Here is a 19,088-nt window from a genome sequence, read left to right as displayed (position 1 = left end):
AGCCCCCTCAGGGCCGCCGCTGCATCCACGCCGCCCCCAGCCCGCTGAGGCAGATCACCGCGATGCCGACCAGGCTCGTGCCGTCCGGCACCTGGCCGAACACCACCAGGCCCAGCAACCCGGCGAACACGATCTGGCAATAGCTGAACGGCGCCAATAACGCCGGCGCCGCATGGCGGAACGCCTGGGTCAACAACAGGTGCGCGGTCATCCCGCAGCCACCCAGCGCCAGCATCAGCGGCACATGGGACCATTGCGGCGCCTGCCAGAAAAACGGCACCAGTGCCGTCATGATCAGGGTGTTGCACAACCCGGCGTAGAAGTTGCTGGTGGTCGGGCTGTCGTGGGCCGCCAGTTTGCGCGTCAGCAACTGGTAGAAACAGAACCCCAGCGCCGAGCCGAAGGGAAACAGGATGGCCGGGGTGAACATTGCTCCCCCCGGGTGCACCACCACCAGCACGCCGACAAAGCCCATCACCACCGCCAGCCACTGCCCCGGCGTCACCCGCTCCTTGAGCAGCGGCACCGACAGCGCGGTGACCAGTACCGGCGCGAGGAAGTTGACCGAAGTTGCCTCCGCCAGCGGCAGGTACTGCAACCCGGCGGTGAACAGCAGGCTGGTGCTGAGCAGGCTCAACGCGCGCAGGGTCTGCAGCAACGGCCGGCGTGTACGCAGCACCGCGAGGCCCGCCTTGGGCAGGAAGATCCCGGCCATCAGCAGGGTGTGCACCAGGTAACGCACCCAGACCACCATGATGATCGGATAGATCCCACCGAGGAATTTCGACAGTGCGTCGTGGCTGGCGAACAGGAAGGTGGCCACCACCACCAGGGCGATGCCGCGCAGTGGCTGGTTGACTCCGGACAGCGACGAACTGGAACTCATGAGGCTCTCGGGCGAGGGCCCCGGCATGGTGCCGGGGCATGGGCGGATTCTAGAAGAGAACCCGGGGACGCGACAAAGCCTTGTGGTCCAGCTGGTACATTTTGTTCGCTGATCGACCACTTTTACCCAAGTGGCCAGGATCTCAGTTGTGATGCAACGATTGCTGGGGCCGCTTTGCGGCCTGTCAGGCTCGCGGCAGCACCTGCGTCAAGCGCTCGCTCGCCGGCGCCGGCCGGCCATACAAGTAGCCCTGGAAATGCGAACACCCCTCGGCCAGCAGGCGCTCCATCTGCTCGGCCGACTCCACCCCTTCGGCCGTGGTCTTGATCATCAGGCTGTTGGACAGCTCGGTGATGGCGCGGATGATCGACATCGCCTCGCGGCTTTCGCACATGTCGTGGACGAACGACTTGTCGATCTTGATCCGGTCGAATGGGAACGAGCGCAGGTAGCCCAGCGAAGAATACCCCGTGCCGAAATCGTCGAGGGAAATCGACACCCCCAGGTCCTTCAGCGCGCGTAGGGTCCGCACGTTCTCCTCGCTGTTGCCCAGCAGCACCGACTCGGTGATCTCCAGCTCCAGGCGCGTGGCCGGCAGGCCTGAATCGGCCAGGGCCAGGGCCACGGTATGCACCAGGTTGGCATTCTTGAACTGCACCGCCGAGAGGTTGACCGATACCGTCTGCGTGGTGCCCCAGCTGGCCGCCTCCTGACACGCCAGGTTCAGCGCCCGGGCGCCGATCTCGTGGATCAGGCCGGTTTCCTCGGCGATGGGAATGAAATCCATCGGCATGATCATGCCGCGGCTCGGGTGTTCCCAGCGCAGCAGGGCCTCGTAACCGGTAACAGTGGCGCTCTGCTGGTCCACCACCGGCTGGTAGTGCAGTTGCAGCTGGCCCAGGTGCAGCGCGGTGCGCAGGTCAGTCTCGACCAGGCGGCGCTGGCGGGCGGCGACATCCAGTTCGACATGAAAGCACTCGTAGCGGTTGCGGCCGTTGCGCTTGGCCTCGTACAGGGCCATGTCGGCGTAGCCCAGCAACTGCTCGGCCTGGTGGTGGTCATCGGGCGCGACCGCCACGCCGATGCTCACCCCTACGCTGAACTGGTGCCCTTCGATATGGAACGGCGGGCAGATCGCCTCGATCAGGCGCTGGGCGGTGATGCGCGCGGCGTCACAGGTCTCCAGGCCCGACAGCACCACGGCGAACTCGTCGCCGCCAAGCCGGGCCAGGGTGTCGTGCTCGCGCAGCTCGCGGCGCAGGCGCTTGCCCAGGGCGCGCAGCAGCTTGTCGCCGAAGGCGTGGCCGAGGGTGTCGTTGATGTTCTTGAAGTTGTCCAGGTCCAGGCACAGGGCAGCGGTCAGCTTGCCGCTGTCCTCGCCGCGCAGCAACGCCTGCTTGAGACGTTCATGGAACAAGGTGCGATTGGGCAGCCCGGTCAGCGCATCGTGATGGGCCATGTGGTGGATCTGGGCATGGGCGGCCAGTTCCTCGGTGGCGTCCTCGGCGACGAACAGCACGTAGTCCCCCTGCCCTTCACGATTGTCGCAGAGCGTGGCCCGGCTGCGCAGCGTACGCGGCCCCGTGGCGGTGTCGACCCGGGTTTCGGCGGCGTAGCCCTTGGTGCTGCGCGCCCCGCGCGCCAGCTGCTGCTCGAGGTAGTCGACGGCCGCCGGCACCAGGCATTGGCGCGGCAACTGGCCGACCATGCGTGTGCCCTGGCGGCCGAACAAGCGCTCGGCCTGCTGGTTGGCCAGGAGGATCTGCTGGCTCTGCAGGTCCTGGACAATGACGCTGGCGGGAATGTTGGCGATCACCGAGTCGAGGAACTGCGACAGGGTGGTCATCTCCTGGCTGTACTGTTCGGCCAACTCCTTGGCCTTGAGCAGCTCAAGCTCATGCTGGCGGCGCTCGGAAATGTCGCGGGTGATCTTGGCATAGCCGATCAACTGGCCGCTGTGTTCATCCTTGATCGGCTCGATCACCACGCTGGTCCAGAAGTGCGACCCGTCCTTGCGCTGGCGCAGCCCTTCGGCCTGGAAACGCCCCTCGTTGCGCGCGGTGTCCAGGCTGCGTGCCGGCAGCCCGGCATGGCGGTCCTCGTCGGTATAGAACACCGAGAAGTGCTGGCCGATGATCTCCTCGGCCTGGTAGCCCTTGGCCCGCTGCGCGCCCGGGTTCCAGTTGGCGACAATGCCCTCGGGGGTGAGCTGGTAGATGGCGTAGTCCGCCACGCTCTGGATCAACAACCGGTACATCATGTCGGGATTGGCGGCGAGCGACATGGGAATGACCTGACTCCTTCACAGCAGGAATAGGAAACCTCCGGACCGTACGTCGGAACAGTCCGAAATTACGAAGTGCTGGCATTATGCCGCTCGACGCGGGGCTTTTGTGAAGCGCGTCACAAAAAATCTGCAAGGCTTCAGTGCCGCTGCCGGGTCACCAGGAAGTTGCGCAGTGGCGGCTCATCATCAAGCGTGATCTCCCGTACCGCACGCGGCAGGTCCGCCAGCACTGCCTGGCAGAACGCCAGTGCCGGGGCATCCGCGGGATAGCAGCGCACCAGCCAGTCGCTGTCGCCTTCGCACAGCGTCTGCCGCGCCACCGCCAGGCCCACGCCCTGGCGGCGGTACTTCTTGAGGATGAACAGGTCGGCCAGCTCACAGGCCTCGATGCCGGGCAGCTCGCTGCGCTCGATGAGCATGAAGCCGGCGATGAAGCCGTCCACCAGGATCAGGCTGGCGCTCCAGCCAGGGGTTTGCCAGTAGCGGGCGAAGTGCGGCTCGTGAATGTAGAAGCGCCCGTCCACCTCGACGTCCTCCTGCTCCCAGTCGGAGGATTCGTAAGCGTAGAACTGGTAGAGGTTACGCACCAGCTCGGCGTGCTCGGGGCCGGTCTGGAGCAACTCGACAGGGACAGTCATGGTGCAGGCTCGATCAATTCGCAATTCGCGAGTCTACCAGCCCAGCGTGGGGCAAGCCCTTGCACGATGGTTTGGACTACTCCCCTGTAGGGCCAGGTTATTCGGGCAGCGCCGCCATCGCATCCACTTCCACCAGCATTCCGTCCAGCGCCAGGCGCGGGACCGGAATCAGCGTGCAGGTCGGCGTCATTCGGTCACCCCAGGCGCGCTGGGCCTCGGCCACCCACTGGCTCAAGCGCGCCTCGGAATGGTCGACCACCAGCAAGGTGAGCTTGAACACGTGCTCAAGGGCAGCCCCACGGGAGGCCAGGGCGATCTTCAGATTCACCAGGGCCTGGCGCGCCTGCTCATCGAAACGCGCCGACAGGTTGCCCTGCTGGTCTTCGCCGCCCTGCCCTGCGATGTACAGCAGACGGCTGCCGGCACGCACTTCGGCGACGTGGGAATAGGCATTGCCACTGGGGTCGTAGAGGCCTTCGGGGTTGCTTAGGGCGAAGGCGGCTGGCTGGGTCATGGTATCGCTCCGTCGATGGAATGAGCGGCCGAGTATCAAACCTCAGGTTAAGTCGAGGTCAAGCCCTTCAAACCACCGCGGATCGTGCCCCCTTTAATATCCAACGCCTCTATTTTTCGTGCAGCACCGCCCGCCCCTTCACTGCCCGCGGCCCGCGCCAAGCCCAGATCAACAGGCCGGGGAACGGCGCGTAGACCACGAACACCACCCACAGCATCTTGCGTTCGGCGCGCCGGTCACTGCCGATGATATGCCAGATGGCCCAGAGCTCCAGGAGGATGACCACGAGGGCGACGACGAACCACAGTGTTCCGATTTCCATGAGTTTTCTCCTATTGGCATGTACTGGGTTGGGTCGCCGAACACAGCAAGGGTTCACTCGGATCTTGTCCGGCCTGCCACCCACTGGCACAGTGGGTAGCTGTCCAGCACCCACGCCGTGGAGCCCCCATGCCGTTCGATCCAACCTTGCTCGCCCAAGCCCGCCATGTGGTGGTGTTCACCGGCGCCGGCGTCAGCGCCGAAAGCGGCATTGCCACCTTCCGCGACAAGCTGACCGGGTTGTGGGAACGCTTCGACCCGGCGCAGCTGGCCAGTGCCGAAGGTTTTCGCGCCGACCCGGCGCTGGTCTGGGGCTGGTACCAGATGCGCCGCGCCGGGATCGCCCAGGCCACGCCAAACGCCGCCCACCTGGCCATCGCCGCGCTGGCGACGCGGGTGCCGAAGCTGACGCTGGTGACGCAGAACGTCGATGACCTGCACGAACGCGCTGGCAGCCAGAACGTGCTGCATTTGCATGGCCGGCTGGATGCGTTCCGCTGCCTGGACTGCGCGCGCCGGGTGGACGGACCGGTGGCCGTGCCCGAGGACGCCCTGCAAGGCCGGCGCATCGAGCCTCCACGTTGCACCCACTGCGCCGGGCCGGTACGCCCCGGGGTGGTATGGTTCGGCGAGAGGTTGCCGGAGCAGACGCTGGCGCGGGCATTCGACGCCGCGCAGCAATGCGATGTGCTGTTGTCGGTGGGAACGTCCGGCGTGGTGCAGCCGGCGGCCTCGATGCCACGCCTGGCGTTGGCGGCGGGGGCGACAGTGGTGCAGGTCAACCCGCAGCCTGCGAGTGAGCAGCATCCGCGGGCATTCGCGTTGGCCGGCAAGGCGGGCGAGGTGTTGCCTGAATTGATGCGCCAGGCGTTTCCCTGAACCTGCCGTGCTGTCGCCGGGCAAGCCCGCAGGTTTCAGCGGCTGGCCTGGTCCAATGCCGCTTTCAGGTCATCGGCAGCGGTATAGCTCTTCTGCCCGACCAGTACGCCATTGTCCAGCGAGAGCCACAACACCTTGCCCTGCTCCCCGGCATAGCGGCTGGCGACCCGGCCTTCACGGTCCAGCAGCACCCGGTAGCTGTAGTCGCGCATGGCCGGGATGGCGAACAGCTTGCTGATCAGTGCCGGCATGCGCTGGATATCCGCAACAAACACCGCACCACGCGCCTCAAGATAGCCCTTGGGTTGTTCGGCCAGCGCCGCCTTCACCAGCTTGGCACCGTCCATGTCGCGGGCAACCAGCAGGATGCGGGTGTCGGCGCCCAGACTGTAGGGCTGATCGTACTGGTCAAGCAGGGTCCAGGGTGCGAGGGTTTCCCCGGTCTGCACGGCATGGGCCAGCAACGGAAGCAGGCTGAGCAAGAGTGCGGCGGCGTATTTCATGGTTGGCGGTTCCGGTTCAAGAAGGTCGTCAGCATAGCCCAAGCCGCCGCTGTTGAGAGGATCAACGCAACTGTCCGGCAATCAGCCCCACGGCAATCAGGATCATCACGCCGCCGGACAGCCGCCCCACCGCCCGCGCCGCCACAGGCCGGGTGCGCAGCACGGCCTTGGCCCCATAGCCGACCATCAGGTAGACCACCAGCGAGCTGCCCAGGTGTACCAGCCCCAGCAGCAGGATCTGCAGCGGCAGCGGCCAGCTCGACTGCGGATCGGTGAACTGCGGCAACAACGCCAGGAACAACAGGAAGACCTTGGGGTTGAGCCCACTCACGCACAGGCCCTTGAACGCCCAGCGCGACCCCGAGTCTCGCTCGCCGCCTTCGCCCGCCTCGGGCACCGCCGGGCTCAGCAGCAGGTTGCCGCCCAGCCACAGCAGGTAAACGCAGCCAGCCAAGGTCAGCAGGGTGAGCGCCAGCGGGTGCCCGGCGAGCAGGCTACCGACCCCGGCCGCCACCACCAGGGTGACCAGGAAATGCCCGGAGAGCATGCCGGCCACCGCCGGTACCACCCAGCGCCCGCGCATGCCGGCCGAGATGGCATAGGCCCAGTCGGCACCAGGGGTGATCACGAACAGCAGGGAGACGGCCCAGAACGCCGCCAATACACTCATGGTCATGTCGACCCTTCCTTCCACACAGGTTTCGGTGAAAGAAAGACTACGGATATCACCCGGGGATTTTCTTTCGTATATTCCCTGCAACACGCCGAATACTGGAAGATTCTCCCCTATGGATCGAACCGATCGAAAAATCCTTGCCGAGCTGCAGAAGGACGGACGCCTGTCGGTTACCGAACTGGCCGAGCGCGTGGGCCTGAGCCTGTCGCCCTGCCACCGCCGCCTCAAGGCGCTGGAGGAATCCGGCGCCATCCTCGGCTACCACGCTCGCCTGGCCCCGGCGGCCCTGGGCCTGAATTTCGCCGCGCTGGTGTTCGTGACCCTGCGTGAAGTGACCCGCCAGCCGGTGGCGGACTTCGAGGCGGCGCTCGGGGAAATTGCGCAGATTGTCGAGGCCCAACGCCTGTTCGGCGATCCGGACTACTTGCTGCATGTGGTGGCCAAGGACCTGCCGGCGTTCCAGAAACTGTACGACGAACAGCTGACGAGCATCCCCAATGTCAAGCGCTTGAGCTCGACACTGGTGATGAAAGAAGTGATTCAGGACAGGTTGTTGCCGATGTGACCACCGGCGGGGATGGCCCTACAGGCAGGTCGCCGCCGCCGCGCGACGGCGCAGGGCCATCTGGTCGTCCTTCTGCGCGTAGTAGTCCACACGGGTGCCCCCGGCCTGGGCGTAGACATCGACGAACGACTCGGCCTCTCGGGTGTACACCGTGAACCCACCCTGCTTGCGCGCCTCCAGGTAACCGCTGGCATCGACCCCGAAGGTGTTTTCCTCCTGCCAGCTGAACTGGATGCACTGGGCGACCAGGTCCGGCGTCTTGTGCGAATCCAGGCGTGCGGTGGGCGACCCGTTGCGCGCCGCTTCCATGGTCGACGATGCACAGCCCGCCAGCAGCAGCGCCACGGTGATCGGCAGAATTGCTCGCATGTTCCATCCTCGGGATAAAAAAGAAGCTGACTCTAGCACCGCCTGGCCGACCGGGGAATCGCCGCTGCCGCTCATCGCCGCCGCGATAAAAATTTGCGCGGCAAAGAACCAAATCGATCGCCACAGGTCTCAGGAGGTACCGCGTAAACCGTTGCGGATCAAGGACCTATAACGTGATGAAACGCTTTGCCAGCCTTTCGATGATCGCCACCCTGCTGCTGCTCGGCGGCTGCTACAGCAATCACTACCACGACGATGACGACGGCTGGCGCGACCGTGACCGCGGCCACCGTCATCACCATCGCCACGACCGTGACGATGACGACCGCCAGTACCGTGACCGCTACTACCGCTGAAGCGTCATTCCAACCCTGACTCGCCGCCAATCACGCGGCACCCTACTTCTGATGACTTCCCTGAGGTTCACAACATGCGTCTGACTCTGCCTTCCCTCGCCCTCGGCCTGCTGCTCTGCCAGGGCGCCTTCGCCGGTGACGGCACTGCGGCCATCGGCGGAGGCCTGGGTGGCGCCCTGGGCAACGTCGTCGGCAAACAGATCGGCGGCAGCACCGGCGCAGCCATCGGCGCGGGCCTGGGCGGTGCGGCCGGCAGCGCGGTGGGCGCCCGCAAGGGCAACCGGGCCGAAGCCGCCATCGGTGGCGGCCTGGGTTCGGCCGGTGGCTCGCTGATCGGCGGCAAGCTCGGCGGCGCCAACGGCTCGACCATCGGCGCAGGCCTGGGCGGCGCGGCGGGCGGCGCGATCGGCAACCATATGGGCGACAGCAACCGCAAGCACAAGCATCGCCACTGATTCAGCAGTACGGGGGGGGCCGCGGGCCCGCCCCAAGCGCCCTGCCATTACGCAGCAGATCGCCAACCGGCAAAAACACTGCAGCACGTCAACGACGCATTCGCGTCGAGCTGCCACACTAGGGCCATCGCCTATCGTGCCCCTGTGTGAAGGAACATCCCCTCCCCATGAACCATGAGTTGCTCTGGGTCCTAGGCCTGCTGGCCGTCGTCGTCGTCCTGTTCATCATCAACCGTCCACGTATGGACGTGGTTGCCCTGCTGGTGATTCTCGCGCTGCCGCTGTCCGGCATTCTTACCGTGGAGCAAGCCCTGGCCGGTTTCAGCGACCCCAACGTGGTACTGATTGCCGCGCTGTTCGTGATCGGCGAGGGGCTGGTGCGCACCGGCATCGCCTACCGCATCGGTGAATGGATGAGCGAACGCGCCGGCAACAGCGAGGCGCGCCTGCTGGTGCTGCTGATGGTCGCGGTGGCTGGCCTGGGCTCGGTGATGAGTTCCACTGGCGTGGTGGCGATCTTCATCCCGGTGGTGCTGAGCATCGCCGCACGCCTGCAGCTTTCGCCCAGCCGGCTGATGATGCCGCTGAGCTTCGCCGGCCTGATCAGCGGCATGCTCAGCTTGGTCGCGACCCCGCCGAACGTGGTGGTGCACAGCGAGCTGGTGCGCCACGGCGAAAGCGGCTTCGGCTTTTTCAGCTTCACGCCCTTCGGCCTGGTGGTGCTGGTGCTGGGTATCGGCTACATGCTGCTGACCCGCCACTGGCTCAACGGCGAGGTACGCAAGGACGGCCGCGTCGAAAGCCGCCGCACCCTGCTCGACCTGGTACTGGACTACAAGCTCAGCGGCCGCGAGCGGCGCCTGCGCATTCGCCCCCATTCGCCGCTGATCGGCCACACACTGGGCGAGCTGGAGTTGCGCACCCGCCACGGCGCCAATGTGATCGGCATCGAGCGCCAGCACAAATTCACCACCCGGGTGATCACTGCCGACTCCGGTACCCTGCTGCAACAGGACGACGTGCTGCTGCTGGACCTATTCGCCAACCGCGACGACCTGCGCAGCCTGTGCCAGTCGATGCTGCTCGAACCCCTGCACTTCAAGGCGGCCTATTTCATCGACCAGTCCCAGGAAGTGGGCATGGCCGAGATCTCGTTGCCTCCGGGCTCACAACTGATCGGCAAGACCCTCCTCGAACTGACCTTCCGCACGCGCTACGACCTCAACGTGGTCGGCCTGCGCCGCGACCAGCAAGCGATCGAAGGGCAATTGGTGGAAGAGAAGCTGCGACTGGGCGACACCCTGCTGGTGGTCGGCCCATGGAAAGCGGTGCGCCAGCTGCAGGGCAAGCCCCGCGACTTCCTGGTGCTGAGCCTGCCGGCGGAAATCGACCAGGTCGCCCCGGCCCGCGCCCGCGCGCCCTACGCGTTGATCAGCCTGGCGGTGATGGTCGGGCTGATGGTCAGCGGCCTGGTGCCCAACGTCATCGCCGCCTTGATCGGCTGCCTGCTGATGGGCGCCGGCCGCTGCATCGACATGAACAGCGCCTACCGCGCCATCCACTGGCAGAGCCTGGTGCTGATCGTCGGCATGCTGCCTTTCGCCCTCGCCCTGCAGAAGACCGGCGGCATCGACCTGGCCGTCGGCGCGCTGGTCGGCGCCCTCGGCGGCGCAGGGCCGAGCGTGATCCTCGCCTGCCTGTTCGCCCTCACCGCGCTGATCGGCCTGTTCATCTCCAACACCGCGACGGCGGTGCTGATGGCCCCGGTGGCGGTCAGCACCGCGCAGCAGCTGGGCATGTCGCCCTACCCGTTCGCCATGACCGTGGCCCTGGCGGCGTCGGCGGCGTTCATGACGCCAGTGTCGTCGCCGGTCAACACCCTGGTGCTGGGGCCCGGGCAGTACCGCTTCGGGGACTTCGTCAAGGTCGGGGTGCCCTTCACCTTCCTGGTGATGCTGGTCACCGTGCTGATGGTGCCGTGGGTGTTCGGCCTGTAGTCGCCACGATCCAAGCGATTTGCGGCGAATTGACATCAATTGGGCAGTTGAAAGACACTCACAGACTATCGTCCCAGGTGCCTACGGCCGTTTTCCTGGATTCTGTCTTCGCTTGTCGGTCGAGCCCATGGTGTCATCAGCTCCGTCGCGCCTGCTGCCCCCGCTGATCCTGTTCGGCCTGACCCTGGCATTGACCCTGGCCGGCATCCTCGCCCGCCCCATCGAGTCGCTGTCGCTGTTCTGGCCGGTGAACGCCGTGCTCGCCGGGGTGCTGTTGCGCAATCCGCGCCAGGCCACCCCCTCCGGATTCGCCCTCATCTACCTGGCCATGGTGGCCGCCGACCTCGGCTGCGGCAGCGCCTGGAAACCGGCCCTGTGGTTCAACCTGTGCAACCTCGGCGCCATCGTCAGCATCTGGTACCTGATGGCCCGCCTGCCACGCGTGCATCGACGCCTGCGTACGCCCCACGGCACCCTGCGCCTGTTCGGCGCCTGCGCGGTCGGTGCCATGGTCGCCGCCAGCCTGGCCTGTGTGATGGCCACGCCCTGGTTCGAACAATCGCTGCGCGCCACATGGCTTGCCTGGTTCAGCGAGCAGTTCTCCACCAGCGTGCTGGTCCTGCCCGTGCTGCTCACCGCACCCTCGCCCCGCGCCTTGAGCGGCCACGGCAGCCAGCCGATCCGCCTGGCACCGCTGCTGGTACTGCTGGCCTCACTGGCGGTCAGCATCGTCTTCGGCGGCCCCGGGGCCATCGCCTTCCCGATCGCCGCATTGCTGTGGTGCGCGCTGAGCTATTCACCGTTCCTGGTGGCGCTGCTGGCCCTGACCGCGGGCAGTACGCTGATCGTCGCCGTGGCGCAGAACCTCATGCACTTCAGCATCCCGCAGAGCGAATCGGGGGTCACCACCCTGATGTCGGCACGCCTGGGCATCGCCATGCTGGTGCTCGGCCCGCTGGTGCTGGCCTGCGTCAGCAGCGCCAACCGCAGCCTGATGGCGCGCCTGGCGCATCAGGCAACCATCGACCACCTCACCGGCACACTGTCGCGCAGTGCCTTCACCCGCCGCGCCAACGCCCTGCTGGACAGCCGTCAGCACACGCCGCAGTTGCCCTTGACCCTGATGATGCTCGATATCGACCACTTCAAGACCATCAACGACCGCCATGGCCACGGGGTCGGCGATCAGGTGCTGCGCCAGTTCGCCATGACCCTGCAGGACCAGTTGCACGACGGCGAGCTGTTCGCCCGCCTGGGTGGCGAGGAGTTCGTCATCATCGTGCCGGGGCTGGCGCCGGAGCTGGCCAGGTTTACCGCCGAGCGCCTGCGCCGGGCAGTGCAGGACCTGCATATCGCCCAGCCAGAGCAGGCGCTGCGGATCACCGTCAGCATCGGCCTGAGCGGCTGCGCCGCCGACACCCCGGCGCCCAGCCTCGACGAACTGCTGGCCAGCGCCGACCAAGCGCTCTACCGGGCCAAGGCCCAAGGCCGCAACCGGGTCGAGCAGGCCGAAGGGCAGCGCCAGGTGCGGTGACTCATCCGACCAGCAGGTCCCAACTGAGCTTGGTGATCAACACGCACAGCAATACCAGGAACAGCCCGCGCACGAAACCCGCACCCTTGCGCACCGCCAGCCAGGTGCCGGTCAGCGCACCGAGGATGTTGAACAGCGCCATCGGCAGCGCAATGGCCCACAGCACATTGCCCGACGGGATGAAGAACACCAGCGCGGCCAGGTTGGTGGCAATGTTGACCAGCTTTGCCGAGGCCGAGGCATGCAGGAAGTCCAGGGCGAAGAAACGAATGAACAGGAAGATCAGGAAGCTGCCGGTGCCCGGCCCGAACAGCCCATCATAGAAGCCGATGGCGCCACCGATCAGCACCGCCAGGCACTGTTCCTTGCGGCCGATCACCCTCGGTTTGTGCAAGGTGCCGAAGTCCTTCTTGCAGAAGGTGTAGATGGCCATCAGCACAATGAGCACCAGCACCATCGGCCGCATCACGCTTGCCGGCACCAGCGATACCGTGGCCGCGCCAAAGAACGACATGACGAAGGCGCTCAGCGCCGCCGGCACGATCAGCCCCCAGTCCAGCGTGACCTTGCGGATGAACGAACGCGCCGCAAAGCTGGTGCCGCACACCGAGGCGAGCTTGTTGCTGCCCAGCAAGGCCGCCGGCTGGGCGTTGGGCAGCACGTTGAACAACGCCGGGATCTGGATCAGCCCGCCACCTCCAACGGCGGCGTCGATCAGGCCAGCGGCGAAGGCGAACAGCGAAAGCAGGGCGATATCCATCATCTCGAGGGTCCGGGCGGCACAAAACAGGCTGCCAGACTAATCAAAGCGGCGCGCGTGTGTTGAAATGCCATATTGCGAAAACTGCAACAAGGAGGCCCGCGATGGCACTGGACATGCTGCGTGAAATACAGGCGTTCGTCAGCGTCGCGCACAAGCGCAGCTTCGTCAGCGCCGCCCGTGCCTTGGGGCGTTCGCCCAGCGCGGTGACCCGAGCTGTGCAGGCCCTGGAGGATAACAGCGGCGCCAAGCTGTTCAACCGCAGCGCCAGTTCGGTTTCCCTGACCGAAGCTGGCGAGCGGCTACTGCCCCACGCCGAACGCTTGCTAGATGTGCAACGGGATGCCGCCGACGAACTGGCGGCGCTGACCGGCGACGCCCAAGGCTGGATTCGCCTGGCCGCGCCCGAGGTGCTGGCCCTGCAAGTGCTGCCATCGGTGCTGGCCGAATTTGCCCGGCGCCACCCCCACGTCACCCTCGACGTACAGTACGGCGACCAGGCTTTCGACCCGTTGCAAGGCAAGCTGGATTTCGTGATCCGCGGGGCCTTCCCGCAGTCCAGCGAGCTGATCGGCTATCCACTATGGCGTTACCGCCGCCATCTCTACGCCAGCCCTAAGTACCTGGCGTTGGCCGGCACACCGCAGGTACTGGAAGACCTGGAGCGGCATACGCTGATCCTGCACACCGCGCCGCGCATCCTGAAGGCCTGGCATTTCAGCAAGGATGGACACACCGTGAGCCTGCGCCCGCGGCCTCGGCTGCGCCTGGGCTCGGGGGTGGCGGTGCTGCAGAGTACCCTGGCGGGGGCCGGTATCGCCCGGCTGGCGGATTGGCTGGGGGAGCCGGAGGTACGTGCCGGGCGCCTGGTGCGGGTCTGTCCCGACTACCACCTGACATCCAGCACCGGACAGGACCCGCAGATGCACGCCGTGTACCCAGCCGGCGACCGGCCGGCGAAGGTCCGCGAACTGCTGCAAGCCCTGCGCGAAGCTGGTCTGCGCAGTGGGAAACAGCCCTGAACAGGGCTGCTCAATTTCTGCTCAATCTAACAGAGACCCTGAAAACAATGGCCTGCAGCGCTTTATCCACAGACCTACCCACGATTTTTGTGGACAGTTTCTACAAGCCTTGAAGGAATTTTTACAAGCGCAGTAAAGCCGCATTGGCCAGCTTGACCAACTCGATCCATTCGCTTGCGCTGATCACACCAGAACGCTCCAACTCTTCGGCACGGCGCAGTGCCTGATCGTAGTCCGCTTCGTGGAGGATGCCCTCACCGAGAAAACGACCGCGCCACTCCAGCATCGCTGCAGTGCCCTTCTTGCATTCCATAGTGTGTATTGTCTCCAAGGCAAGTGAACGGCCCGTGTGCCCGGGCCCTGGGATTGGGGGCGCGAGATTACACGAGCGACTTGTACTTGAGAACGACTTGCAGATACCGCTTGTCTAGACGACTGCGGCCAGGGGGGCAGGGTAAACCGGGCGACGTGTCTGGCCCGCCATTGCGCCAGGCGGGCCGGGACAAGAAAATTTTACGGCTCAGCTTGGCGGGATGGTACCCAGCAGGCCAATCATGATAGTCAGCAGCAGAAAACCACCCAGAAACAGCGCGAGCTTGCCCATCGGAACCTCTACAGTGTGATGTCGTAACGGCGGGGCTGGCCGCTGCGGCAGTGCAGCGGGGCAACCTGCCCAGCGCACACCGGGTTGGAAGGCTGGGCCTGGACGTATTGTCCGGCAGCCGCTGATACGGTTACAGATTCAGGTTCGAGGAAAAAAAGCATATCAGATGATGATTTCTCCCATCGCGGGGCAAGCACGCTCCCACGGGTAAAAGACGCGAGGTTAAGGCGATCGGCGTGGGAGCGGGCTTGCCCCGCGATGACGTCTGCGCAGGTAACACACCTGTGCTACGGTCCGAAGCCCAGACAAGGAGAACTACCGGAGATGACCGCGCTCGCCAACAACGCCGCCCTGCTGATCATCGACATGCAGAACGGCATCAACCACCCTCGCCTGGGCCGTCGCAACAACCCCGAAGCCGAACAGCGCATCAACCAACTGCTCGCTTCTTGGCGCGCGAGCATGCGCCCGGTGGTGCATGTGCGCCATGTTTCCCGCGATCCCGATTCGGTGTTCTGGCCGGGCCAACCCGGTTGCCAGTTCCAGCCCGCCTTCACTCCGCACGCCAGCGAGACCGTGTTCGAAAAACACGTGCCCGACGCCTTCTGCAACAGTGGGCTTGAACGCTGGCTGCACCAGCGCGGCATCAGCCAGCTGGTCATCGTTGGGGTGATCACCAACAACTCGGTGGAGTCGACCGCACGCTCGGCAGGTAACCTGGGGTTCGATACGGTAGTGGTGGCCGATGCCTGCTACACCTTCGACCAGCACGACTTGCAGGGCCGACTGTGGCCGGCGGAGGATGTCCATGCCCTGGCGCTGGGCAACCTGGCCATGGACTATGCGCGGATTCTCGACAGCGCGGCTGTCCTGGCCATGGCCTGAACTCAGTCCAGCAGGCGCAGCTTCGCCAGCGGCACCCAGCCAAGCTCCCCGTTACCGGCACGACGACACCAGATCCAGCCGTTCAGCGGGCGCAGGCCCTCCAGCAGCTGGCCGGGGTCAACGTCCAGCTCATGCGCCGAATAGGCCTCCACTGCCTTGCCTCGACCGACGCCCAGCCGCTCGATGAGCTGGCCGGGCACCCAGCCCGGCTCCTGACCGTGGCAACTGCACAAGTACCAGTCCTCCAAGTGCTCGTCGCCCTCGTAACGCTGGCCAATATCCAGCAACGTGCCCTGGGCAAAGGTGATGGGCGCAGGGTATTCACTGCGGTGTGCGGCAATCACGACGTAGTTCACAGGCCTCTCCCTGGCTGCGAAAAGCGTCGATGCTAGTCGAAGGCCTTTCAGAGCACCATGATCATTTCGTGCCAGGCCATGCCACCATGATCGGAGGCCGACGGGCGTACATAGGTGTAGCCCATCTTCTCGTACAGCCCGACGTGGCGATCCTTGCACATCAGGTGAATGGTCGCCTTGCCGCGCTCGCGCATCTGCTCGACGAAGCGCGCCATCAGCCGGCTGGCATGGCCCAGGCCCTGGTACGCCGGGTCGAGCACCACCGACATGATCACCACGTTAGGCGCCTGCGGGTCGTGTCCGACCAGCTCCTTGAAGGCCTCGTCGGACATCACCACCTGGTCGGCGCAGCCGCTGTTGATGAAGCCGATCACCTGGCCATCGGCCTCCAGCACCAGGAAGCCCTCCGGGTACTGGGCGATGCGCGTGGCGATCTTCTCACGGGTGGCGGCTTCGTCGCCTTCGTAGGCGCTGGTTTCGATCTGGTAGCAGCGGTCCACGTCGGTTGCCGTGGCCTGGCGGAACATCGAGGTGCTCATGGGGCGGATCCGGATAGCGGGAAACAGGGGCGACATGCTAACGGAAGTCGTCGCCCAACTGCATGCACCAGTTACACCGAACGGGTGATGCCGCCATCGACCCTCAGGTTCTGCCCAGTGATGTAGCCCGCGCCCTCGGAGGCCAGGAAGGCGACAGTGGCCGCGATCTCCTCGGCCTTGCCGTACCGCTCCATCGGAATCCGGTTACGGAATTCTTCTTTCTCCGGCAGGCTGTCGATAAAGCCCGGCAGCACGTTGTTCATGCGGATGTTCTCGGCCGCGTAACGGTCGGCGAACAGCTTGGTGAAGGCCGCGAGCCCGGCACGGAACACCCCGGAGGTCGGGAACGCCGGATCCGGCTCGAAGGCGGCGAAGGTCGAGATGTTGATGATGGCGCCGCCGCCCTGGCGCTGCATGATCGGCGTCACCAGGCGAGTCGGGCGCACCACGTTGAGGAAGTACACCTCCATGCCGCGGTGCCAGTCATCGTCGCTCAGCTCGAGGATCGGTGCGCGCGGGCCATGGCCTGCGCTGTTGACCAGCACATCAACCCGCCCCCACTGCTGTATCACGGTATCCACCAGACGCTGCAGGTCTTCGACCGACTGGTTCGAGCCGGTCACGCCGATGCCGCCCAGCTCGGCCGCCAGCGCCTCGCCCTTGCCGGACGACGACAGGATCGCCACCCTGAAGCCATCAGCGGCCAGCCGCCGTGCGGCCTCAGCGCCCATGCCACTGCCACCTGCGGTAATGATTGCGACTTTCTGCGAAGACATTTGCTGCTCCTTCAGGGAGTTGATCAAGTAGGCCCATGAAGCCAGAATCCGGCTTAACGCACCAATCACAAATACTGGCAGCAGCCTGCAGGAAATCTACTGGATGAGCGCGCCCAAGCGACGCAATGCCCCCGCCATCGTCAACCACCTGGTGGCCTTCGAGGCCGCCGCCCGCCTGGGCAGCTTCCGCGCCGCCGCCGACGAGCTGCACGTCACCCCCGGCGCCGTTGCCCAGCAGGTGCGCACCCTCGAGGACAAGCTCGGGCGCCCGCTGTTCGAACGCCTGCCCCGAGGCCTGCGACCCAACCCGGACGGCGCCGACTACCTGACCCGCGTGCGCCTGGCGTTGGACATCATCGAGGATGCCACCGGCGAACTGCTGGAGCGCGACAGCCAGCGCGATCCCCGGCAGATCCTGCTCAGCACCACCCCCGCCTTCGCCAGCCGCTGGTTGATCCCGCGCCTGGGCCTGTTGGCCCAGGCACACCCGCAGGTGGCGCTGATGATCGACGCCTCCGACACTACCCGCCCGCTGAACGGCAAGGGTGCCGTGGACCTTGCCGTGCGCTGGGGAGCGCCGCCCTTCGCCGACGCCTACGCCATGCCCCTGCTGCCCGGCGTGGCGGTACCGGTGTGCGCGCCGGCACTGCGCGGCGAGCGCCCTTGGCGGCTAGTCACGGATCTTGGGCAGCAGCCGCTGATCTCCGACAGCCACAACAACTGGAAGCGCTGGTTCGATCACTACGCGCTGCCGGGCACGCGCTTCAGCGGCCCGGTGTTCTCCCAGACCATCCTCGCCATCGAGGCCGCCGAGCAAGGCATGGGCATCGCCCTGGTACCCCGCCTGCTGGTAGAAAATGCCCTCAGGGCCGGCACCTTGGTACTGGCCCTGGAGGACCATGAGCTGCACAGCGATGCCGGCTTTCACCTGCTCGCCGGCCATGCTCCGCAGGCAGGCTCGGCCGCCGAGCAGGTGGTGCGCTGGCTGCAGGTGCAAGCGAACAAGCAAGACTGATCCTGTCTCGCCCTGCGGGGCTGCTGCGCAGCTCATCGCTGGCAAGCCGGCGATCGACCGCAATGCGGCCCTGCCTTTGTAGCGTTCTGTGTACCAACCGCCTTCCGATACACACGAACGCCCACCCCGCCAGCACCCGCCCCCCCCGGACACAGCCACCGCCTTAACTACACGCCATCCAGCCCACACCGATGGCCCGCCAAGGAGATGCACCATGTTCGCCACCGCCAACCGCATCAACCGCTCAGCCCTGCTCGCCTGCGCCGTGCTCCTCTGGCCCTGCTGGCCGCCTCCCCAGGCCTGGCCGAGGAAACCCGCACGCGTGCCGCAGCTCGCCAGGCCACTTCCTTCGGATGCCAACGGCGCACCGCCCCCATTGGCCGAGGCCTACGCCAAGCGCTTCACCGGGAAGTACGCCTATCACCTGGTGAGCGGTGGTATCGGCCACAACCGGCCGCAGGAAGCGCCCGAAGCGTTCGTCAATGCAGTGTTGGATGCCGAGCATCTGTAAGGGTAATTGCAACATATCGTTTCGGCAGGCCTCGAAGGGAGACGGGGTGCACGAATGACCTCTGCGCCCCATCTGTTTCGAGCCAGGCCCTGTACGCCGGGGCCTGCCGCGAAGTGAGCGGAAGCATGCAGAAACACCCACCCAAATCACTCTGTGAGATGTTTCTTTTATCGCTGTAGGACGTTTCAACGGATTTGTGAGCCAGTGTATGAATAATCAGTATTGGCTGGGGAATTGACCTGATACCGTCGAGCCTTTCCTACAACGGCATGGATGCCCACGGCTTGTGAGAACGACATGGACAACTACGACAGCTCGGCACTTGGACTGCAGAAATGCCTGCTGAACCTACGGCGGGATCATGCACGGATGAAGGCGGCGGGAGAGCTGGAAAGAGCGGCGATTCTGGCGCAGGTGATCGGGCGGATGGAACAGGGATTGAAGGAGGCCTCCCAAGGGATGAAGCCCGAGACCCTGCAGTGAAGTGATGCCAGCAAGATGACGATGGAGTTGCGGCTGGTCCTTCTGATGAGGCGCCGCAGAGGGTGTCAGAAATTTTGTGTTCGGGCATAACATGAGTAAGAGGTGCATGTATGCCAACCAAAAAGAAACCCTTGCGTGACCTGCCCAAAATCCCCAA

The 19,088-nt window shown here is 65.4% G+C and carries 23 protein-coding genes and 1 pseudogene; 11 read left to right on the top strand and 13 right to left on the bottom strand.

What is annotated here, in order from left to right; genetic code table 11:
• Positions 1 to 7: 7 nt before the first annotated feature.
• From AC25ND_RS24590 to AC25ND_RS24570, 5 genes are all read right to left on the bottom strand, one after another.
• Complete coding sequence (locus tag AC25ND_RS24590; RefSeq protein ID WP_028691830.1) at positions 8 to 886, bottom strand: DMT family transporter; 879 nt, start codon at positions 884 to 886, stop codon at positions 8 to 10.
• Positions 887 to 1,070: 184 nt separating this feature from the next.
• A complete protein-coding gene (locus tag AC25ND_RS24585; protein ID WP_069017205.1) occupies positions 1,071 to 3,170 on the bottom strand; it encodes a putative bifunctional diguanylate cyclase/phosphodiesterase in 2,100 nt (699 codons plus the stop codon).
• 140 nt (positions 3,171 to 3,310) lie between these two features.
• A complete protein-coding gene (locus AC25ND_RS24580; protein ID WP_036986332.1) occupies positions 3,311 to 3,811 on the bottom strand; it encodes an acetyltransferase in 501 nt (166 codons plus the stop codon).
• A gap of 97 nt (positions 3,812 to 3,908) precedes the next feature.
• Positions 3,909 to 4,325, bottom strand: coding sequence for a RidA family protein (locus AC25ND_RS24575; RefSeq protein WP_307945172.1), 417 nt, complete (start codon positions 4,323 to 4,325; stop codon positions 3,909 to 3,911).
• 109 nt (positions 4,326 to 4,434) lie between these two features.
• A complete protein-coding gene (locus tag AC25ND_RS24570; protein WP_028691834.1) occupies positions 4,435 to 4,647 on the bottom strand; it encodes a PLDc N-terminal domain-containing protein in 213 nt (70 codons plus the stop codon).
• A 128-nt stretch (positions 4,648 to 4,775) separates the two neighbouring features.
• Here AC25ND_RS24570 and AC25ND_RS24565 point away from each other — a divergent pair, with 128 nt between their 5' ends.
• Positions 4,776 to 5,525, top strand: coding sequence for an SIR2 family NAD-dependent protein deacylase (locus tag AC25ND_RS24565; protein ID WP_088852692.1), 750 nt, complete (start codon positions 4,776 to 4,778; stop codon positions 5,523 to 5,525).
• A gap of 35 nt (positions 5,526 to 5,560) precedes the next feature.
• Here the strand turns inward: AC25ND_RS24565 and AC25ND_RS24560 are convergent, their stop codons facing one another.
• A complete protein-coding gene (locus tag AC25ND_RS24560) occupies positions 5,561 to 6,028 on the bottom strand; it encodes a hypothetical protein (RefSeq protein ID WP_062573578.1) in 468 nt (155 codons plus the stop codon).
• Between the two features lie 61 nt (positions 6,029 to 6,089).
• The gene (locus AC25ND_RS24555) at positions 6,090 to 6,704 is read right to left on the bottom strand and encodes a LysE family translocator (RefSeq protein ID WP_028691837.1); all 615 of its coding nucleotides are present in this window, start codon (positions 6,702 to 6,704) and stop codon (positions 6,090 to 6,092) included.
• Between the two features lie 112 nt (positions 6,705 to 6,816).
• Here AC25ND_RS24555 and AC25ND_RS24550 point away from each other — a divergent pair, with 112 nt between their 5' ends.
• The gene (locus tag AC25ND_RS24550) at positions 6,817 to 7,269 is read left to right on the top strand and encodes an Lrp/AsnC family transcriptional regulator (protein WP_028691838.1); all 453 of its coding nucleotides are present in this window, start codon (positions 6,817 to 6,819) and stop codon (positions 7,267 to 7,269) included.
• An 18-nt stretch (positions 7,270 to 7,287) separates the two neighbouring features.
• Here the strand turns inward: AC25ND_RS24550 and AC25ND_RS24545 are convergent, their stop codons facing one another.
• On the bottom strand, positions 7,288 to 7,638 hold the full coding sequence (locus AC25ND_RS24545; RefSeq protein ID WP_028691839.1) for a hypothetical protein: 351 nt from the start codon (positions 7,636 to 7,638) through the stop codon (positions 7,288 to 7,290).
• Positions 7,639 to 7,814: 176 nt separating this feature from the next.
• Between AC25ND_RS24545 and AC25ND_RS24540 the strand changes: the two genes are divergently transcribed.
• From AC25ND_RS24540 to AC25ND_RS24525, 4 genes are all read left to right on the top strand, one after another.
• Positions 7,815 to 7,994 carry a hypothetical protein gene (locus tag AC25ND_RS24540; RefSeq protein ID WP_028691840.1) on the top strand — a complete coding sequence of 60 codons (180 nt, stop codon included), beginning with the start codon at positions 7,815 to 7,817 and terminating at the stop codon, positions 7,992 to 7,994.
• A gap of 74 nt (positions 7,995 to 8,068) precedes the next feature.
• On the top strand, positions 8,069 to 8,449 hold the full coding sequence (locus AC25ND_RS24535; protein ID WP_028691841.1) for a glycine zipper domain-containing protein: 381 nt from the start codon (positions 8,069 to 8,071) through the stop codon (positions 8,447 to 8,449).
• A 167-nt stretch (positions 8,450 to 8,616) separates the two neighbouring features.
• Complete coding sequence (locus AC25ND_RS24530; protein ID WP_069017201.1) at positions 8,617 to 10,446, top strand: SLC13 family permease; 1,830 nt, start codon at positions 8,617 to 8,619, stop codon at positions 10,444 to 10,446.
• A gap of 112 nt (positions 10,447 to 10,558) precedes the next feature.
• Positions 10,559 to 11,980 (top strand): GGDEF domain-containing protein, encoded by a 1,422-nt coding sequence (locus tag AC25ND_RS24525; protein ID WP_028691843.1) that lies wholly within the window; start codon positions 10,559 to 10,561, stop codon positions 11,978 to 11,980.
• A 1-nt stretch (position 11,981) separates the two neighbouring features.
• On the opposite strand, the gene AC25ND_RS24520 is transcribed toward AC25ND_RS24525, so the two are convergent.
• Positions 11,982 to 12,743 carry a sulfite exporter TauE/SafE family protein gene (locus tag AC25ND_RS24520; RefSeq protein ID WP_028691844.1) on the bottom strand — a complete coding sequence of 254 codons (762 nt, stop codon included), beginning with the start codon at positions 12,741 to 12,743 and terminating at the stop codon, positions 11,982 to 11,984.
• A gap of 101 nt (positions 12,744 to 12,844) precedes the next feature.
• Here AC25ND_RS24520 and AC25ND_RS24515 point away from each other — a divergent pair, with 101 nt between their 5' ends.
• The gene (locus AC25ND_RS24515; RefSeq protein ID WP_486976629.1) at positions 12,845 to 13,762 is read left to right on the top strand and encodes a LysR family transcriptional regulator; all 918 of its coding nucleotides are present in this window, start codon (positions 12,845 to 12,847) and stop codon (positions 13,760 to 13,762) included.
• 121 nt (positions 13,763 to 13,883) lie between these two features.
• On the opposite strand, the gene AC25ND_RS24510 is transcribed toward AC25ND_RS24515, so the two are convergent.
• Positions 13,884 to 14,075 carry a hypothetical protein gene (locus AC25ND_RS24510; protein WP_028691846.1) on the bottom strand — a complete coding sequence of 64 codons (192 nt, stop codon included), beginning with the start codon at positions 14,073 to 14,075 and terminating at the stop codon, positions 13,884 to 13,886.
• Positions 14,076 to 14,690: 615 nt separating this feature from the next.
• On the opposite strand from AC25ND_RS24510, the gene AC25ND_RS24505 reads away from it, so the two are divergent.
• Positions 14,691 to 15,251 (top strand): cysteine hydrolase family protein, encoded by a 561-nt coding sequence (locus AC25ND_RS24505; RefSeq protein WP_186596763.1) that lies wholly within the window; start codon positions 14,691 to 14,693, stop codon positions 15,249 to 15,251.
• Between the two features lie 2 nt (positions 15,252 to 15,253).
• On the opposite strand, the gene AC25ND_RS24500 is transcribed toward AC25ND_RS24505, so the two are convergent.
• From AC25ND_RS24500 to AC25ND_RS24490, 3 genes are all read right to left on the bottom strand, one after another.
• Positions 15,254 to 15,607 carry an SH3 domain-containing protein gene (locus tag AC25ND_RS24500; RefSeq protein WP_486976628.1) on the bottom strand — a complete coding sequence of 118 codons (354 nt, stop codon included), beginning with the start codon at positions 15,605 to 15,607 and terminating at the stop codon, positions 15,254 to 15,256.
• Between the two features lie 47 nt (positions 15,608 to 15,654).
• Positions 15,655 to 16,146: a GNAT family N-acetyltransferase gene (locus AC25ND_RS24495; RefSeq protein ID WP_028691849.1), complete on the bottom strand. Its 492-nt coding sequence runs from the start codon at positions 16,144 to 16,146 to the stop codon at positions 15,655 to 15,657.
• Positions 16,147 to 16,217: 71 nt separating this feature from the next.
• Positions 16,218 to 16,922, bottom strand: a complete 705-nt coding sequence (locus AC25ND_RS24490) for an SDR family oxidoreductase (RefSeq protein WP_028691850.1) — start codon at positions 16,920 to 16,922, stop codon at positions 16,218 to 16,220.
• 103 nt (positions 16,923 to 17,025) lie between these two features.
• Here AC25ND_RS24490 and AC25ND_RS24485 point away from each other — a divergent pair, with 103 nt between their 5' ends.
• The 3 genes and pseudogenes from AC25ND_RS24485 to AC25ND_RS24475 all read left to right on the top strand — a co-directional run bounded on the left by AC25ND_RS24485 (position 17,026) and on the right by AC25ND_RS24475 (position 18,931).
• Complete coding sequence (locus tag AC25ND_RS24485) at positions 17,026 to 17,937, top strand: LysR substrate-binding domain-containing protein (protein WP_486976627.1); 912 nt, start codon at positions 17,026 to 17,028, stop codon at positions 17,935 to 17,937.
• A 343-nt stretch (positions 17,938 to 18,280) separates the two neighbouring features.
• A pseudogene (locus tag AC25ND_RS24480) lies at positions 18,281 to 18,448 on the top strand (alpha/beta hydrolase); the annotation flags it as partial.
• Positions 18,449 to 18,745: 297 nt separating this feature from the next.
• A complete protein-coding gene (locus AC25ND_RS24475; protein ID WP_028691853.1) occupies positions 18,746 to 18,931 on the top strand; it encodes a hypothetical protein in 186 nt (61 codons plus the stop codon).
• The last annotated feature ends 157 nt before the right edge of the window (positions 18,932 to 19,088 follow it).

The organism is Pseudomonas sp. P110(2024), assembly GCF_057480795.1.
The sequence above is the reverse complement of the archived record's forward strand: the minus strand, read 5'-3'. Positions and strand labels throughout refer to the sequence as shown.

Excerpts from the sequence above, each read along its gene's own strand:
- AC25ND_RS24575 (WP_307945172.1), bottom strand. The coding sequence starts at position 4,325 with ATGACCCAGCCAGCCGCCTTCGCCCTAAGCAACCCCGAAGGCCTCTAC.
- AC25ND_RS24515 (WP_486976629.1), top strand. The coding sequence starts at position 12,845 with ATGGCACTGGACATGCTGCGTGAAATACAGGCGTTCGTCAGCGTCGCG.
- AC25ND_RS24590 (WP_028691830.1), bottom strand. The coding sequence starts at position 886 with ATGAGTTCCAGTTCGTCGCTGTCCGGAGTCAACCAGCCACTGCGCGGC.
- AC25ND_RS24520 (WP_028691844.1), bottom strand. The coding sequence starts at position 12,743 with ATGATGGATATCGCCCTGCTTTCGCTGTTCGCCTTCGCCGCTGGCCTG.
- AC25ND_RS24560 (WP_062573578.1), bottom strand. The coding sequence starts at position 6,028 with ATGAAATACGCCGCCGCACTCTTGCTCAGCCTGCTTCCGTTGCTGGCC.
- AC25ND_RS24580 (WP_036986332.1), bottom strand. The coding sequence starts at position 3,811 with ATGACTGTCCCTGTCGAGTTGCTCCAGACCGGCCCCGAGCACGCCGAG.
- AC25ND_RS24585 (WP_069017205.1), bottom strand. The coding sequence starts at position 3,170 with ATGTCGCTCGCCGCCAATCCCGACATGATGTACCGGTTGTTGATCCAG.
- AC25ND_RS24530 (WP_069017201.1), top strand. The coding sequence starts at position 8,617 with ATGAACCATGAGTTGCTCTGGGTCCTAGGCCTGCTGGCCGTCGTCGTC.
- AC25ND_RS24565 (WP_088852692.1), top strand. The coding sequence starts at position 4,776 with ATGCCGTTCGATCCAACCTTGCTCGCCCAAGCCCGCCATGTGGTGGTG.
- AC25ND_RS24510 (WP_028691846.1), bottom strand. The coding sequence starts at position 14,075 with ATGGAATGCAAGAAGGGCACTGCAGCGATGCTGGAGTGGCGCGGTCGT.
- AC25ND_RS24545 (WP_028691839.1), bottom strand. The coding sequence starts at position 7,638 with ATGCGAGCAATTCTGCCGATCACCGTGGCGCTGCTGCTGGCGGGCTGT.
- AC25ND_RS24485 (WP_486976627.1), top strand. The coding sequence starts at position 17,026 with ATGAGCGCGCCCAAGCGACGCAATGCCCCCGCCATCGTCAACCACCTG.
- AC25ND_RS24495 (WP_028691849.1), bottom strand. The coding sequence starts at position 16,146 with ATGAGCACCTCGATGTTCCGCCAGGCCACGGCAACCGACGTGGACCGC.
- AC25ND_RS24475 (WP_028691853.1), top strand. The coding sequence starts at position 18,746 with ATGGACAACTACGACAGCTCGGCACTTGGACTGCAGAAATGCCTGCTG.
- AC25ND_RS24535 (WP_028691841.1), top strand. The coding sequence starts at position 8,069 with ATGCGTCTGACTCTGCCTTCCCTCGCCCTCGGCCTGCTGCTCTGCCAG.
- AC25ND_RS24570 (WP_028691834.1), bottom strand. The coding sequence starts at position 4,647 with ATGGAAATCGGAACACTGTGGTTCGTCGTCGCCCTCGTGGTCATCCTC.
- AC25ND_RS24505 (WP_186596763.1), top strand. The coding sequence starts at position 14,691 with ATGACCGCGCTCGCCAACAACGCCGCCCTGCTGATCATCGACATGCAG.
- AC25ND_RS24550 (WP_028691838.1), top strand. The coding sequence starts at position 6,817 with ATGGATCGAACCGATCGAAAAATCCTTGCCGAGCTGCAGAAGGACGGA.
- AC25ND_RS24540 (WP_028691840.1), top strand. The coding sequence starts at position 7,815 with ATGAAACGCTTTGCCAGCCTTTCGATGATCGCCACCCTGCTGCTGCTC.
- AC25ND_RS24490 (WP_028691850.1), bottom strand. The coding sequence starts at position 16,922 with ATGTCTTCGCAGAAAGTCGCAATCATTACCGCAGGTGGCAGTGGCATG.
- AC25ND_RS24555 (WP_028691837.1), bottom strand. The coding sequence starts at position 6,704 with ATGACCATGAGTGTATTGGCGGCGTTCTGGGCCGTCTCCCTGCTGTTC.